This is a genomic window from Brevibacillus sp. 7WMA2, from assembly GCF_010748895.1.
GTDB classification, from domain to species: domain Bacteria; phylum Bacillota; class Bacilli; order Brevibacillales; family Brevibacillaceae; genus Brevibacillus_B; species Brevibacillus_B halotolerans.
Genome location: NZ_CP048799.1, coordinates 2,667,650 through 2,685,341, shown reverse-complemented (window position 1 = coordinate 2,685,341; position 17,692 = coordinate 2,667,650). Strand labels below are relative to the sequence as shown.

At 47.5% G+C, this 17,692-nt stretch carries 5 protein-coding genes; all 5 read left to right on the top strand.

Features of this window, described 5'->3' with window-relative positions; translation table 11 throughout:
• Positions 1-636 precede the first annotated feature (636 nt).
• The 5 genes from GOP56_RS10750 (at position 637) to GOP56_RS10730 (ending at position 17,656) form a co-directional block, all read left to right on the top strand.
• Positions 637-1,419 carry a thioesterase II family protein gene (locus GOP56_RS10750; RefSeq protein WP_163245566.1) on the top strand — a complete coding sequence of 261 codons (783 nt, stop codon included), beginning with the start codon at positions 637-639 and terminating at the stop codon, positions 1,417-1,419.
• Positions 1,420-1,960: 541 nt separating this feature from the next.
• Positions 1,961-4,954 carry a salicylate synthase gene (locus GOP56_RS10745; protein ID WP_163245565.1) on the top strand — a complete coding sequence of 998 codons (2,994 nt, stop codon included), beginning with the start codon at positions 1,961-1,963 and terminating at the stop codon, positions 4,952-4,954.
• 27 nt (positions 4,955-4,981) lie between these two features.
• Complete coding sequence (locus tag GOP56_RS10740) at positions 4,982-14,089, top strand: non-ribosomal peptide synthetase (protein WP_163245564.1); 9,108 nt, start codon at positions 4,982-4,984, stop codon at positions 14,087-14,089.
• A gap of 129 nt (positions 14,090-14,218) precedes the next feature.
• Positions 14,219-15,334 carry a saccharopine dehydrogenase family protein gene (locus GOP56_RS10735; protein ID WP_163245563.1) on the top strand — a complete coding sequence of 372 codons (1,116 nt, stop codon included), beginning with the start codon at positions 14,219-14,221 and terminating at the stop codon, positions 15,332-15,334.
• 9 nt (positions 15,335-15,343) lie between these two features.
• Positions 15,344-17,656 (top strand): bifunctional Gfo/Idh/MocA family oxidoreductase/class I SAM-dependent methyltransferase, encoded by a 2,313-nt coding sequence (locus GOP56_RS10730; RefSeq protein ID WP_163245562.1) that lies wholly within the window; start codon positions 15,344-15,346, stop codon positions 17,654-17,656.
• Positions 17,657-17,692: the final 36 nt, after the last annotated feature.

The window sequence follows — 17,692 nt, the reverse complement described above, 5'->3', positions numbered from 1 at the left end:
ACTCAAATCGTACCCTTCAAATCAATAAAAGCCCCCTCTATTCCCTTTTTTGAAATGCTAGTGAAACGGTTATGTAGCCAGTCTCACGTAAAACGTAATGAAACTGGTATAGAATTACAATATTGATAATGAGAATCATCGTCAAAGTGGAAAAGCCTATATTTTGGCAGATATTCCTGCTATTTTCGCCAAATATCTCGATGTTTCTTCGTATTTCTTGATCAATCCCCAAAATTTGGACTCCATAAACTGGAATTTTAAAAAAGGGAGACGATAGTCGAGTCATCAGCATGAAGCGAGAAGACAAAGAAATGACGCCCTTTTGACCCGATCATGCTTGGCGACAATCAACGTCGTTGCTAAGAAACTGGCATAATCTGCAAAAAAGTCAATCTGATGGACCTAGGACGAGATAATGGAGGAAAACTAGGGAAATTTACAAAAAATAGATCAAATGCAGATTTTGTAAATTTAGCGTTAATATGATTATGATAATCATTATCAAATGAATATTCATATCCACTATGGTCGAAGGTCGAAGTAGCACAGATCCAGTGACGCTCTCCTTAAAGAGCTTGTCAAAAGACATGGTGGAGCTTAGCGCCCGACTCGACTGATGGAAAGAATGGGGGAGTTATGTTGGAAACTGATCAAGCAGCCACTCCATGGCTGATTTCTCATCCTGAAGCGAAAGACACTATTCGTCTTTTCTGCTTGCCCTATGCAGGAGGAGGGGCATCAGCTTACCGAGGCTGGGCAAATGCGCTGCCCCGGGATATTGGAGTGTACCCTATCCAGCTTCCAGGAAGGGAGAACAGGATTGGGGAACAGGCTCTATGTGACATGAAGGCGCTAGTGGAAGCAATCTCTCAGGCAATTTATCCGTATTTGGATCGCCCATTTCTCTTTTTTGGTCATAGCTTAGGAGCGCGAATTGCTTTTGAGCTTGCACGAGCTGTTCGAAGAAAATGGAAGCTCCAGCCTTGCCGCCTGATTGTTTCAGGTAGTCGAGCTCCAAACATACCAGAGCCACATCCTTTGCACCATTTGCCTGATGATGAATTTGTCAGTGAACTGCGCCGTTTTTCCGGTACTCCCGAGGCAATTTTGCAAAACAGGGAGCTCATGAACCTGTTTCTCCCGGTATTGCGAGCGGATTTTGCTGTAGACGAAACGTACGTGTATGCAGAGGAAGCACTCCTCAAATGCCCGATTTCTGCATTTTGTGGGACTGAAGACACGGAGGCGAATCGAGAGGAGATGGAAGCTTGGGAGGGTCATACCAGCTCTGATTTTACGCTTGAGATGATTGAAGGGGATCATTTCTTTTTGACAGCAAAAAGGGAGAGGCTTATGCAATCCGTTACAAAAATCATTTCACAGCAAAAAGAACGAACGCTTTCAAGAAGGGACAGCTAATGGATGGGGATCAATCGATCCAGCTAGAGAAATAAGACGCCTTTTTTCGCCATTGGGAATAACGAAATGGCAGGGATCACAACTAACATTGTTTCAACAGATCAGGCATGCACAGGAAGGCAAATTAGCCATAAAAGCGGGATATTGGAGTGTGTACGGACTACTTCCGCGCATCTTGTTGGTATAGTGGTGCCTTTTTGTCCAGAGCGCTATCACATGCATCCCGACTGGAGAGTGTTCAAATGTCATTGAAGGAATCTTCTTAGTACTCTGGTAATACAAATGCCCGACGAACATGAAATGTAAGCCAAAAACCTGGCGGAATGAATGAAGGAAAAAGTGAGAAATTGGAAGGGAATTCAGCGTTTTTTTACCAATATCAAGAAAATTTGTGGTTGAAAACTATTGACAATGATTATCATTATCAATATCGTATTGTTAGACAAACCATCACGATCATGCAACCAGATTGACAGTACCCTGCATAATCCCGCTTTGGGTGCACAATGATTGACCCGCAGGTATTCAAGAGGAGGACATAATGAAAGCGACTACAGAATGGTTTGAGGATACTGCAAAAAATTACGAACAACTCGGATTTTGGGAGCCAAAAACGCTTGGTCAGCAATTGCGCATGTGGGCCCAACAATACCAGAATCGAGAAGCGCTAGTGGAAGGAGATAGCAGACTCACCTACAAAGAGCTTGACAGTCAGGTTGATGAGCTAGCTTCTGGTTTCATTCAGATGGGAATCAAGAAAGGGGACAATGTGGCTGTACAGCTTCCGAATCGGATTTCTTTCGTACTCACATGCTTTGCTCTCTTTCGCATTGGTGCTTTGCCGATATTGGTCTTACCTGCTCATAGAGAGGCTGAACTAGACGGAATTTTTACACTCGCCAAACCGGTTGCTTATATAATACCAACTACGTTTCTTGGCTTTGACTACACCAAAATGGCGCAACAATTGGTTAAAAAGCATCCGTCCGTCAAATTTGTCATGACTGATGGAGAAAGCGACATCGGCATCAATCTTGCTGATATCAGCGGGACACCAGCAGAGCTGGATGTGCCATCATACAAGGACACGGCTCTGTTGCTCTTATCCGGTGGAACGACCGGTACTCCAAAGCTCATTCCAAGAACCCATGCCGATTACGCATACAATGCAAAAGCAGCCGCAACGCGCTGCAAACTGACTCCGCAAAGCGTCTATCTTGCTGTTTTACCGATTGCGCATAACTTTCCTCTCTGCTGCCCCGGAATTCTTGGCACACTGTCTGCTGGAGGCAAAGTCGTGCTGTGTCAAACAACAAGCTGCGACGAAGCTTTTCCCCTTATTGAAAAAGAGCGGGTGACCATCACTGCCCTTGTACCTTCTATTGTCCATGTATGGCTTGAAGTGCTGGAATGGGATACCTCCAACGATCTCTCAAGCCTTGAAGTTCTACAGGTAGGCGGCTCCATGTTAGATGAAAATCTCGCAAAACGCGTCATTCATGAAATGAAATGTAAGCTCCAGCAGGTGTTTGGAATGGCAGAGGGTCTCATCTGCTGCACATCCCTTGATGATCCAGAGTCTGTCATCATCAGTTGTCAGGGACGTCCACTCTCCGATGCGGATGAGGTTCGAATCGTTGATGAATATGGAAATGACGTTGAGGCAGGTGCATATGGGGAACTTATCGTTCGAGGCCCCTATACAATAAGCGGGTACTACAGAGCCCCGGAGCAGAACCGCGAGAGCTTCACTCCTGATGGCTTTTATCGTTCTGGAGACAAGGCAAGGATCACACCGGAGGGAAATTTCCAGATCGGGGGACGAATCAAGGAGCAAATCAACCGAGCAGGGGAAAAAATTATGCCTGCTGAAGTAGAGGCGTACCTGCGTATGCATCCAGATATCAAGGATGCCGCTCTGATTACTCTGCCAGACCCAACACTTGGTGAAAAAAGCTGCGCTTATGTCATTACTGACAATCAGGACATCACCCTTGCTGACATTCATGCCTTTTTCCATGAAAAGGGAGTGGCGCGTTATAAGATGCCCGATCAAATCGAATTCATCGATTACTGGCCGCTTACTAGCGTCGGTAAAGTAAATAAAGCCAAACTCAAAGAATTAGCGACAGCACCAAAGAGCCCTGCAACGACGTGCGAGGTCTCCTATCTGGAGGAAACGATTGCTTTTGAGGGAGACGTTCATTTGGCAGCTTCACAAATTGTTGAACAAGGTCTATATGAAAACTATCTGCTTTATGAAAACGGTGATGAGCTGTCGTTGGGGATGGGAATTCATGCTCTTCTAACTGTAGATGAGCAACATACAACCCTAGCCTATGACAACCAAACAATCCGTTTTGAAAATAATTTGCTAAGTGCAACCATTGACAAAGCATTTGCTTCTATACCGCTAAAAAACTGGCGTGCTTATGGAACGGTTAACTTTGGAATGGCCCGTTATTATCAGAATCTGCCATTACTGTCTGAAGCCGGTCGTCTTATTAAGCTGTTTATTCCAGAGGTGGAGATTCGTTTTACCAAAGGCTCTATTCTGTTAAGAGCTCTACGTGAAGAAAAACGAAATGAATTCGCTGATTTACTGCGAAAGCTTCGAGAGAATGGACTCGACGACGAGAAAAATGCGCTTGTACAAAGAGTGGTCAGTCAAAAATTGGATGTTCCTGAGGTGGATACGTATGGCGCTGAAGCCTACATGCAAGGGGTAGCGGAGGCTGTTCGAGAGATTAAGGAGCGCAAATACCACAAGGTGATCCTATCTAGAAAAATTCCGATCCACCAAGAGCTTGATATGGTGGCTAGCTATATCGCAGGCAGAAGAGTCAACACTCCTGCTCGTTCCTTTTTGCTTAGCCTCGATGGTTTGCACGTGGCTGGCTTTAGTCCAGAAACGGTGGTTGAGGTTGATAGCAATGGATGGGTAAGTACCTTCCCGCTTGCAGGAACGCGGTCGCGTGGATGCAACGAGGACGAGGGAGACAAGCTTAAGGATGAGCTTTTAAATGATCCTAAGGAAATCGCGGAGCATGCGGTATCTGTAAAACTTGCCTTTGAAGAGCTAAAAAGCGTCTGCGATTCTACGACGATCCTTTTAAGTGATTTCATGTCTGTTGCCAGCCGGGGAACCGTTCAGCATATTGCTTCAAGATTGAAAGGGAAAATAAAGCCTGAGTTTAACTCATGGGATGCGTTCCGTGCCCTGTTCCCTGCCGTCACTGCTTCTGGCATTCCTAAAAAAGAATCGATCGATGCCATAGGCAGACTTGAGTCTGAACCGAGAAATCTCTACAGTGGCTGCGTCATGACCTTTGACAGCGATGGTGCAATGGACGCAGCGCTGGTGCTACGAACAATCTATCAACAAAACAACAGTGCATGGCTGCATGCCGGAGCAGGCGTGGTAGAGATGTCTTTACCAACCAGAGAGCTGGAAGAAACACGTGAAAAATTGAGCAGTTTTTCCAGGCAGCTGGTTGTATCCAGCCGTGAAGTAGAAAAAGTAAAACCAGTATAGGCATTGCCTGGGAAGGTGGTAACTCTGATGAAACATCTGCGCATTGACAGCCAATCCACAAGCCCTGCCTCCTCATTAAGCTATGAGGAGGTGCGGAGGCAGATTCAGGCTATGCTGCCTGCGCCTGTCGAGTTTCATGATGATCAGAATCTGATCGAGCTAGGGTTGGATTCGTTACAAATGATGAGAATGGTCAACAAATGGCGAAAGGAAGGCGTGAAGGTTACGTTTGCTGAGCTGATCGCTTCCCCTCACCTGAGCGATTGGTGGGCGCTTCTGCAAAAAAACAGTCCAGCGCCTTCTGCCATAAATGACAATAATATAGCAGTCCAAGAACAAACAGTCCAAACACAAGAGGAGATGAATAGTCCTTTTGCGCTGACGGATGTGCAATATGCCTACTGGATTGGACGTCAAGATGATCAGCCGCTGGGCGGAGTTGGATGCCATGCCTATCTGGAGATTGATGGCACAGGCGTGGAGCATGGACGTCTGCAAGCCGCATGGGAACAGCTTTTCAGGCATCATCCGATGCTTCGAGTAAGATTTTTGGCTGATGGACTGCAAGAGGTGCTGGACACTCCTTATACAACAACAGTGCCTGTACATGACCTGCGTTTATATGCCGAGGATGAGCTCGCTCTGAAACTGGAGAGTATACGTGGCCGTCTGTCACATCGTCGTCTGGCGGTGGAGAAGGGAGAGGTAGCGGGTCTGGAGCTGAGTTTGTTGCCAGAGGGGCGTACCCGGCTGCATTTTGATATTGATTTGCTTGTTGCTGACGTGCAAAGCCTGCACATTCTGTTACGTGATCTAGCAGCGGCATATGCACGTGGCTGCCAACCAGCGGCACCTGCTCATTGGAGCTTTGCCAGCTATCTTCAGCATGAAATACAGCACCGGACTTCAGATAGAAAGCAAGCCGCCGACTATTGGCAGGAGAGGCTGTCCACGCTACCAGGAGCGCCGGGCTTACCACTGAAGGAAAAACCGGAAATGATTAAGGCACCTGTTTTTACAAGAAGGAACTATTTCATGAAAGCTGAGGACTGGAAGCTTTTACAAAAACGATCCGCAGCCAAACGAGTCACACCGGCGATGGTACTGTTAACGGCATATGCAGAAATTCTTGATCGCTGGAGCACCCATTCGCAGTTTCTCATTAATATACCATTGTTTGATCGTCAAACCGGTGACGCTGGCATTGAAGAGGTTGTTGCCGATTTTACCAACCTGCTTTTGCTTGCGGTTGACCTACGTACCCGTCAATCCTTTTTGGACCGTGTTCATGCGGTGCAAGCACAGTTTCATCAGGATGTCGCTCACGCAGCTTATTCAGGTGTACAGCTTCAACGTGATTTGGCGAGAGTTCGCCCGGGGGAGCGGGATTTTGCTCCTGTTGTTTTTGCATGCAATTTAGGTACACCGCTCATCAATGAGGAATGCCGTCAGACTTTAGGACAGCTCTCCTATATGATTTCGCAAACGCCGCAGGTATGGCTTGATTTCCAGTCCTATGAAATGGATGGGGGCTTATTGCTAGCGTGGGATTCCGTCGATCAGCTATTCCCGGACGGCATGATTGACCAAATGTTTGCTGCTTTTGGCCAACTTATGGACTGGCTAGTTGCCCATGACAATGATTGGCAAGCTACGCCAAAGCTTCTTCCTAATCTGGAGCAGCAAAGGCAGAACCAGGACAGTGAATTGTTACTTGCACAACCGGGCCAATGCTTGCACAGAGCATTCTTTGCGCATGCTGCTACGAATCCGCAAGAAACGGCGCTGATTGATAGTCATACAGATACAAATATTTCGTATGGCGAACTATCTAGGTACGCGTTGCAGGTGGCGGCATTCCTTAAGGAACAGGGGATAAAATCGGGCGATCCTGTTGCCGTTACCATGCCGAGGGGAATCAATCAAATCGCTGCGGTGCTTGGCATTATGGCACTTGGTGGCTGCTATGTTCCGATTGGCACCGGACAACCGGCTACTCGTCGCGAGCGAATTCATAAAAAAGCAGACATTCGATACGTTCTAACCGATGATGAATGGGCTCAAGCTTTGGATTGGCCAGAGGATGCCGTTGTCTTGTCAATCGCGAATGCGGTGAGCATAGCTCCTTTGAGTGAGCCTGTCTCAATTTCTGGGGATAGTCCAGCTTATATCATCTTTACTTCAGGCTCTACTGGTGAGCCAAAAGGGGTAGAAATCAGTCATTTTGGAGCATGGAATACGGTTGCTGACATTAACACGCGCAATCAGGTTGGTTCCACTGATCGTATCTTAGCGGTTTCCGCTCTTGATTTTGACCTTTCTGTCTATGACATATTTGGACTATTGAGCGTGGGCGGCTCTCTTGTGCTGATTACCGAGGAGACACGTCGTGATGCTGGCCATTGGGTTAAGCTGGTTGACAAGTATCAGATCACACTCTGGAATTCGGTCCCAGTACTACTCGATATGCTATTAATCGCCGCGGAAAGCGGACAGTACGACAGCTTGCCGATTCGCTTAACGATGCTGTCCGGTGACTGGATTGGCCTTGATTTGCCACCGCGTCTGAAACGTGTAGCCCCGCATAGCGAGCTGGTAGCGATGGGGGGAGCTACAGAAGCATCCATCTGGTCAAATTTCTTCCAGGTTACATTGCCGTTGCCAGCACATTGGACATCGATTCCTTATGGGCGTCCGCTGACCAATCAGGCGTATCGAGTGGTGGATATCAAAGGAAGAGATTGCCCCGACTGGGTAGCAGGCGAACTCTGGATTGGAGGAGCCGGTGTCGCATTAGGCTATCGGGGTGATTCGGTGCTTACCGAAGAACGCTTTGTTAATTGGAATGGTTCCCGTTGGTATCGAACCGGTGATCTAGGACGATATTGGTCTGACGGAACAATTGAATTTCTCGGACGTCAGGATTTTCAGGTCAAAATCAGAGGACATCGCATTGAGCTGGGTGAGATCGAAACGGCCATGAAACAGCATCCAGGTGTACGCGATGCAGTCGTCACAGCAGTAGGTGATTCTAGGGAAAACAAGCATCTGATCGGCTATGTGGTTCCAGAACAGGCAAATGAATCATCCTTGTATGATAGTGTAAGCGCTGATCTGAAACAGACCGAGGTACTCTGGGACAATGTAATGAAGGCAGGACGCGAACAAGAATGGCTCAATGAGATTAGTCCAACAGATTTTCCTGTGTTTTGGGCCTATATGGAGCGCCTTGGTGTTCGCTATATTTGCCGCGCGCTGAAACAAGCAGGGGTAGATTTGCAGATAAATCAAAGCTACACACTCGATTCTCTGATGCAATATTGTAGCATTCAGCCTCGTTACCGCGAGTTGATCAGACAGTGGCTTCAGATATTGGCCGACGAGGGCATTGTCAGAACAGAAGCACCGGACGCATTCGTGATCGTTCAGGCCATATCGGAAGAACGGCTTGAGGAGACATTGGAAAGCCATTTGCCTCCTGCATGGGAGCAGCATGCACAAGCACTTTTACGTTATCTTCAGCAAATGGACAACGCCAATGCTGCGCTTTTGACAGGAGAGCTTGATCCGCTGGCTTATTTCTTTTCAGATGAGCTGGGTTTGACCCCAAATGATCTGATGCAAGCACTTCCTGGCACAAAGCACAGAAACAGCATTGCACAATCAATCATGGAAGATATTCAACATGGCCTGCAAAACAGATCTGAACCGCTGCGAATTTTAGAAATTGGCGCAAGGAGCTCAGCGTTAACTGAATCGTTACTAGCTTTACTGCGCTCTGATGCAGCCCTTTATACATGCACGGACAACTCGACCTTCTTTACAAGTGCGGCTAAAAACAGATTCAAGGAGTATTCGTTTGTGCATTATCAGTTGTTGGATATCGATCAGAATCCACTGGATCAGGGCTATGATGCGCATCAGTATGACGTCATTATTGCCTCGGATTCTCTGCATCGTGCACGTAATCTTGAAACGGCTCTTTTACATATGCAATCCCTTCTTGCTCCTGGAGGCTTGCTGATTTTGCTAGAAATGACGCGCAATAGTCGTTTACAGCAAGTAAGTACAGGGTTCCTTGAGGACGGATTTATCCATTTTGAAGACGAAAGACACGCAGAACAGCGACCGCTTTTATCTGTTGAAAAGTGGCAACAATTATTGCAGGAACAAACCTTCACGCAGGTTGCCTCCTTCCCAGAGCAGAATGATCCGGCAAGTGTCTTTGGCCAGCATGTAATCGTTGCGCAGGCGCCGCTTCATGTTACACAATTCAGCCCGGGTAAGCTTTCTGGTTTTTTGAGCCAAAAGCTTCCTGATTACATGGTACCATCAGCCTTCATATTATTGAGCGAAATGCCACTCACGTCCAATGGTAAGGTGGATCGACAAGCACTGCCGACCCCTGACAAGCTGATCAAGGCTAAGGCGGAAAAGGCTTATACAGCTCCAAGGACGCCAATTGAAACAGACCTTGCGGCGATATGGTGCCAGCTTTTTGATATGGATCGTGTTGGTATTACGGATAACTATTTTGAATTGGGCGGAGATTCTCTTTTGGCTACCAAATTAAGTGCTCTCGTACGCAGTAGGTTTGAGATAGAGCTGTCATTGGGGCGGATTTTTGAAAAGCCTACGATTGCAGGGATGGCAGAGCAAGTTCAGACGCTTATGGACCAGAGAGGGCTGCATGACGATTCGGCGGAAGCTCTACCACAAATCGTACCGATGCCACAGGATCGGAACCAGCCTTTCCCATTGACCGATATCCAGCAGGCGTATTGGGTGGGTCGAAGCGGTCTTTACGCATTGGGCAATGTTTCCACTCATTGTTATTTTGAGATTGAAGGGCAAAATTTAGATCTTGAGCGGATCAATCGTGCTTGGCAGAGACTGATTGATCACCACGAAATGATGCGGGCTGTTATCATGCCGGATGGCTGGCAGCAACGAATTTTAGAGGATGTTCCAGCCTATCTGATTCATGTCAATGACTTACGAGGCAAGGCCCCTGAAGAGGTCGAAGCCGAATTGGAGCAGATTCGGGAAGAAATGTCGCATCAGGTGCTTTCTACAGACGTGTGGCCTTTGTTTGACGTAAGGGCTTCCCGCTTTGGAGAAGAGTGCGTTCGTTTGCATATCAGCTTTGACAACCTGATTTTTGACGGGTGGAGCATGTTTCATCTTCTGAGCGAATGGACTAGGCTCTATCATGAGCCGGATGCACTGTTGGCGACATTAGAATTGTCATTTAGGGATTATGTTCTTGCCTTGGAAGAGCTTAAGGCATCTGAGCTGTATCAACGCGATCTCGATTATTGGATTGCTCGATTGCCTGATTTGCCTTCTGCTCCTCAGCTACCTTTGGCTCAAAGTCCAGAATCTCTTACTGAACAACGATTTAGCCGTTTGGAAGCAAAGCTGTCTAAACAAGCGTGGCAGAAGCTTAAAAAACGGACGGCGGAGGTTGGACTTACACCGTCAGGAATTCTACTGACAGCTTATGCTGAAACGCTTGGGGCTTGGAGCAAGAGCTCCCGCTTTACAATTAATCTGACACAATTCAACCGACTGCCGCTTCACTCACAGGTTAACGATATCGTAGGAGATTTCACTACATTAACCTTGCTGGCTGTGGAGCTTTTCAAAGGTAAGACATTGTTGGAGCGGGGACGGAATTTGCAGCAGCAGCTTTGGAGCGATTTGGATCATCCGTATGTTGGAGGAGTTCAGGTACAACGCGAATTGGCAAAGCAAACGGGTGAGCATCATGGTGTCACGATGCCGGTAGTCTTTACAAGTGCTCTTGGGGTTAACCAGTGGAGCGGTAGCGAGACAGATGGAAAGTGGCTGGGCAAGCTCATGTATAACATTACGCAAACACCGCAAGTATGGCTCGACCATCAGGTGGTGGAGCAAGACGAGGAACTGCTCCTGATTTGGGATGCGGTAGAAGGGCTGTTCCCTGAGGGAATGCTTGCTGACATGTTCAGTGCTTATTGCCAATTGCTACAGCGTCTGACTGACGATGAGGCGATCTGGCAGAAAGAGACGTCTAGTCTTATTTCTGTTCCACGTTTAGAGGCAAGGATTGAGGCCAACGATACAGATGCGCCTGTATCTTCAGAAACGCTCACTGGACGATTTGCAAAACAAGCGGTTCAGCAATCGAACCATCCAGCCGTCATTTCTGCCAATCGGACTTTGACGTATGAGGAGTTATCCCTCTCTGCCGATAAAATTGCTAATTTGTTGCAGGCAAAGGGAGCCAAGCCTAACACACTGGTTGCCGTTGTGATAGAGAAAGGCTGGGAGCAGGTTGTGGCAACGCTTGGGATTCTGAAGTCTGGTGCGGCGTATCTGCCTATCGATCCAGCGCATCCTGACGAGCGTCGTTCACAGCTATTGCGTGACGGACAAGTTCGCATTGTGCTTACTCAGTCATGGTTGGATGAGCGATTGAGCTGGCCTGAGGACGTTGAACGATTATTAGTAGATCAGATGCCAGCAAGGAATGAGGCAATGAGCCCACTGCCGTTTGCAGGGCAGCCAGAGGATTTAGCCTACGTGATTTACACCTCAGGGTCAACAGGTTTGCCAAAAGGGGTTATGATCGACCATCGAGGCGTTGTTAACACGATTGAAGATGTGAATCAACGTTTTTCTGTAGGACCACAAGATCGAGTACTGGCCCTTTCCAATCTGAATTTTGACCTATCGGTGTACGACATTTTCGGCATGCAGGCAGCGGGTGGAACGATCATCATGCCAGAAGCAGACAAGGCCAAAGATCCTGCCCACTGGATTGAATGGATGAAGCAGGAGCAGGTGACAGTCTGGAACACGGTTCCGGCACTGATGCAGATGCTGATCGAGTATGCTTCCGGAAGAAATTTAGAACTGCCGCAAACCTTGCGTCTGGTTCTGTTGAGCGGTGACTGGATTCCATTAGATTTGCCAGACAAGATTAAGGCTTATTTCCCACAAGTACAGGTGATCGGCTTGGGTGGAGCCACAGAGGCGTCGATCTGGTCGAATCTGTATCCGATCAAAGACATTGACCCAAGCTGGAAGAGTATTCCTTATGGTCGTCCGATGATCAATCAGCGCTTTTATGTGCTTAACGAATGGATGGAAAATTGTCCGGTATGGGTGCCAGGACAGCTCTATATCGGTGGAGTCGGCCTTGCAAAAGGCTATTGGCAGGATGAAAGCAAGACGAATGACAAGTTCATCAATCATCCGCATACAGGTGAACGTCTCTATCGTACAGGCGATTTGGGTCGTTACTTGCCTGATGGCAATCTAGAGTTTCTTGGTCGGGAAGACTTTCAGGTGAAAATCCGCGGTCATCGGATTGAGCTAGGAGAGATTGAAACGGCTCTGAACCGTCATGACGGAGTGAAGAATGCTATCGTTGCAGTACCGGACGAATCAGGCGAGGAGAAACGCTTGGTGGGGTATGTGGTACTTGATCAGCTAAGAGGAGCGGAGCTGTTGGAAACCGAGCAGGCAGATCCGGCTGATTGTGAATCACGTTGGCAGGAAATCAGCAGTGCTGGTCAGCTACAGGCCGCCCAAGTCCCTGATTCTATGGATGCTGAGGAAATCGCGCGGTTCCTCCATGAGGCCGACCGTGTAAGCTCTGCCTTCATCTGCCGCACGCTAGATGAGATGGGGATGTTCTCAAGTCAAGGAGAGCGTTATTTTATTGATGATCTGGTACGCCAATGCAAGATTCATCCGCGTTTCAAGACCCTGCTGCTTCACTGGCTTACTGTGCTTGTGGAAGAAGGGCTACTCGTTAAAAATGAGGACGGAACATACCAAAGTCTCCGTTCATTACGCGAGGGGCTAGCTACATTCACTCAGGATAACGCGTTGTCGGTATCACCTGTAGGTATGGAAGCAGTACAGGCTCTAGAAGATCATTTTTCGCGAGACTCTTCCTTGTTTATGAATCTTTTAACAGGCAAGCTTGATCCACTTGAGCTTTTCTTTACAGAAGATGCTTCGTTGACACCAGCAGGCCTGAAGAGGTTTGACTTTACGCGCGAGTATTACAGTAATCTTGCTAAAGAGGTGTTTTGCACCATAGTGAACAGCTACCCATCTGACAAAGAGCTGCGGGTGCTAGAAATCGGTACACGGGTCGGAGGTTTGACACAAACGCTTGTTTCCGCTCTGCCTGTAGAGCGTACTCGATATGTCTACGCTGACGAGTCTGCCTTTTTTACAGATAGGGCAAAACAGGAGTGGGGAGAGCAGGCGCCACTTGAATACGGGTTGTTTGACATGAATACAGCGCCGCTATGGCAAGGCTATGAACCGCATTCTTTCGATGTCATTGTCGCAGATAATACTCTCCATCGCTCACGAAACCTGAATATGACACTTGAGTACCTGAGAGGAATGCTGGCACCGGGTGGAGTTCTGCTCCTAGTAGAGTCCACTCGTAATAGCCGACTTATGTTGACCACTGTCGGGTTCTTCGAAGATGGATTCAGTCATCTAGAGGATGAGCGTAAGACGAATTATCTTCCTTTATTAGCGCCAGATCAATGGTGCACGAGACTGGAGAGACAGGGCTTTTCACATGTACGGGCATTCCCGCAAACCAATCAGGTCGCAGCAAAATTCGATCGACATCTCATCGTGGCACAGGCACCTGAAACAGTTAAGGTGTTTAGACCAGAAAAACTGTCCGATTGGATGCAGAAAATGCTACCTGACTACATGGTGCCAACCGAGTATGTGCTACTTGATAAGCTACCCCTTTCAGCTAATGGAAAAGTAGATCGTAAAGCACTTGCGAAGCTCGGCGGGAAGAAGGAAAGCTTGCCGAAAAAAGCACATGTTGCACCTTCCACACAGACAGAAATCAGCATAGCTAGTGTTTGGGAAGAGGTGTTGAATTGTAGCCCGATTGGGATACACGACAGTTTCTTTGCACGGGGCGGGGATTCGTTACGTGCCATTCAATGCATCAATCTCCTAAAAGAGCGATATCAAATTGAATTGTCGATGCAAACTCTTTTTGAGTATTCCACGATTTGCATGCTTGCAAAGTTTATTGACACAAGTGCTTCATCGACGGAACAGCTTGCAGCAAATTATGACGAGGGAACTATTTGATTAACTAAAACTGACCTGCGTTGTCCTCAAGGAGAATGAACAAGGAACAGCGACTTTTTGCCAATCGTCAGCCTTGTCTTCTCTTTGAAGGCTAGCGCACAGAATCAGGCTGGAAAGGGAGAGAGACCATTGGATAAAAAAACGATTGGCATCCTGGGAGCTAGTGGAACCGTAGGCAAAGAAGCCGTACAGACCATTCTTGCCTTTACAAACCATCATGTTGTGTTAGGAGGCAGAAATCCTGCAAAGCTTGGTGAGCTTTTTAAGGGGATGGAAGAGAGGATCGAATGCCTGCAAGTAGATGTTTTTAACGAGGAACAGCTTCATCGCTTTTGTAGCCCATGCGATATCGTCATCAATTGTGCGGGGCCTTCCAAGCAAATTGTCGATACAGTCGCCTCTGTGTGCATAGACCATGCCGTCCATTATGTAGATGTTTCAGGAGATGAGCATCTCTATCGTCAATTGCTAAAGAGACAGAATGAGATCACTGAGAAGGGACTGCTGTTTATCATTTCAGCAGGGGTTTACCCCGGGTTATCAGAAATCTTCCCGGCCTACATCGCTGAAAACGATTTTGAAGAAGTCGATTTTCTAGAATTGTTTTTTGCGGGTCAGGGCGATTTTTCCTTGAATGCGGCCTACGACATTGTGTGTAGCATTGAGGAAGATACTGGGTTGGGTATGACCTATTGCAAGCAGGGAAAAGCGCAAAAAATAGATGGCTCGTTTCATCGAAATTATGAATTGCCACTCCCGGCAGGCAAACGTGACACTTATCCGATCTTAACTCAGGAATTCAGCCAAATGGCTAAACAAAAGAACATATCATCCGCCTATTTTTACAATAGCTTTCAAAATAATTCTGTCTTGAATCAATTTGTGATGATCAAGGCTTTGCAGCAATACAAAACAGAAGAACAGAAAAAGGCTTCAGCCCAACTGCTGGTTGAGCAGTTCAATACAAAGAAACAGGGTGTTGAGGACTTCACTATGTTTCATCTGAATGCTACCGGTAACCGTAGCGGTAAAAAAATGCGGCTGGTTTCAACCCTTTTGTATCCGGGAGATTGGAATCGGTTATCGGGCATCATTGCCGGAACAGTAGCTCGTTTGATTGCAAAAGATAAGAGTGCCAACTCAGGTTGCTTCTTTGTGGCAGAAGGCGTATCGGCGACAAGTCTGATCGATGCTTTACGCGAGCAGACGATTGACCTTACGCATTCATTAATCGAAATAAAGTAGAGGTGGCATATGATAGAGAATCGTAGGTTGCGTACCGTGGTATGTGGTTCCCGATTTGGACAGTTCTATCTGGAGGCTGTTAAAGCATTGCCAGAACAGTTTGAATTGGTAGGTTTATTAGCAAAGGGCAGCGAGCGCTCCCGAAGTTGCGCAGAACGTTACGGTATTGAGTTATATACAGATATTGAGCAACTTCCTGACGATATTGATCTTGCTTGCGTCGTAGTACGCTCCACAGTCATGGGCGGCAATGGCACTGAAATGTCGCTTAAACTGCTTGCTCGCAACATTCACGTCATTTCTGAACAGCCGATCCATCACAAAGACTTAGCTCTTTGCCTCAAGGTAGCGCGACAGCATGGCGTACATTTCAAGACAGGAGATCTCTATGTGCATTTGCCTGCTGTGCGCCGGTTTATTGCATGCGCCCAGACAATGCTACAACAACAACCAGCCCTATACATTGATGCTGTGTGTTCCACTCAGGTTTCTTTCCCGCTGATGCACATCCTGCAAGAAGCATTGCCGACCATTCGTCCATGGAAAATCAGTCATGTCATCAAGGATGAGGGACCGTTTCAAGTGTTAACCGGCCTGCTTGGAAAAATTCCGATTACCCTGCGGGCCCATAATGAGGTTGATCCGCATGATCCGGACAACCACCTTCATTTACTGCATCGGGTAACAATTGGCGTGGCAGGTGGCAGTTTGTCACTTACAGATACGCATGGTCCTGTTGTGTGGCAGCCGCGTTTGCATGTTCCGGATCTTCCGAACATTCATGAGCAACTGTCAGCGGCACCACCCGCACACCTACTTGGAAATAGCACGCAAATATTGGGACCAGCAGAGCCTATCAGCTATAAGGACATTCTAATGACGCAGTGGCCCCGGGCCATCGGTAGGGATTTATTAGCAATGCGGGAGATGATCTTCGGGGAGGTTGACAAGTCTGTAATGGATACACAGGCGCAACAGGAGCTTTTATGCTCGCGTCAGTGGCAGGATTGGACTCAGGCATTGGGATATCCAGTGCTACGCTCCAACAGCAATCATCAACCGTTGTCGATCGAGTCTTTACAGGAAGCTGCCTTTCGTATCGCGGAAGCTGCATGCGATCATACCGAGTCATCAGTCGATCCTTTGACTAAAAATGATGTATTTTCTTGCACAGCGCATGCTGAGAAAGAATGGAGAGGGATTGACGCTGAACAAGTGAGAATGTGCATTGAACGACTAGATGAAGCAGCTTTATCTTCCATGCTGTTTGCCTTGCAATCGCAAGGAGCGCTTATAACAGCCGAACGGGAATATAGAATGGAAGACATTTTCTCTGTCGCGAAGGTAGCATCACGTCATCAGCCTGTCATTATGCGTTGGTTACAGATATTGACGGATCGCGGTTATATAACGCAGTTCGATAAAAAGTATCAATGCTCGATTCAGATGACAGCAGATGAGGTGCAGCGTCGTTGGGAGTTAGTTAAGGAAGCATGGAACGGAAAACTTGGCTCTCCGATGGTCATCGACTATCTCATGGCTAATGCCGATAAACTCCCGGAGCTGATGAATGATAGTCAACAGGCCGCACTGCTATTATTTCCCGAGGGACGCATGAATGTTGCTAATGCTCTGTATCGGGATACGCTTATAGCGCGGTATTTAAATAAATCGGTAGCAGAAGCGGTCATGCGAATCGCTGCTATCAAACAGGCTACCTCCTCTTCTTTGTCTACTTCCTCTAAGGCTTCTCTACGCATTCTGGAGGTAGGCGCCGGGACGGGAGCAACCACGGATGTAGTTGTGGAGCGGCTGAATGCATCTGTTTCCAAACAGTTGAATCTGGATTATCTGTATACAGATGTGTCTCACTTTTTCCTATCAACAGCTCGTGAACGCTTCAAAGATTACCCTTGGATGCGATTCCAGACTGTCGATATTGACAAAGATCTGTTTGAGCAGGGATTGACACCTGAAAGCATCGATATCGTTATTGCGGCAGGCATGCTCAACAATGCGCGCGACACGGATCAGGTCATCCGCAATCTCATGCAAAGTCTTGTTCCGGGAGGATGGCTGGTCATTACAGAGCCTACTCGGGAATTTGTGGAGATGCTGATTTCACAGGCCTTTATGATGACTCCTCCCGAGGACGATCGGAAAAACACGCAATCAACCTTCATGTCTGTTCAGCAGTGGACTGATGTTATACAGGGCGCAGGTGCCAAGGAGTTTGTCATACTGCCGAATGAAGAGCATCCGCTCGCTCCCCTGGGACAAAAGCTATTTGTTGTCAGGAAGGAAGCGGATGCTGACGTATAGCAGCATTGCTGTAGCGTCATCCATCTATAACGAAAT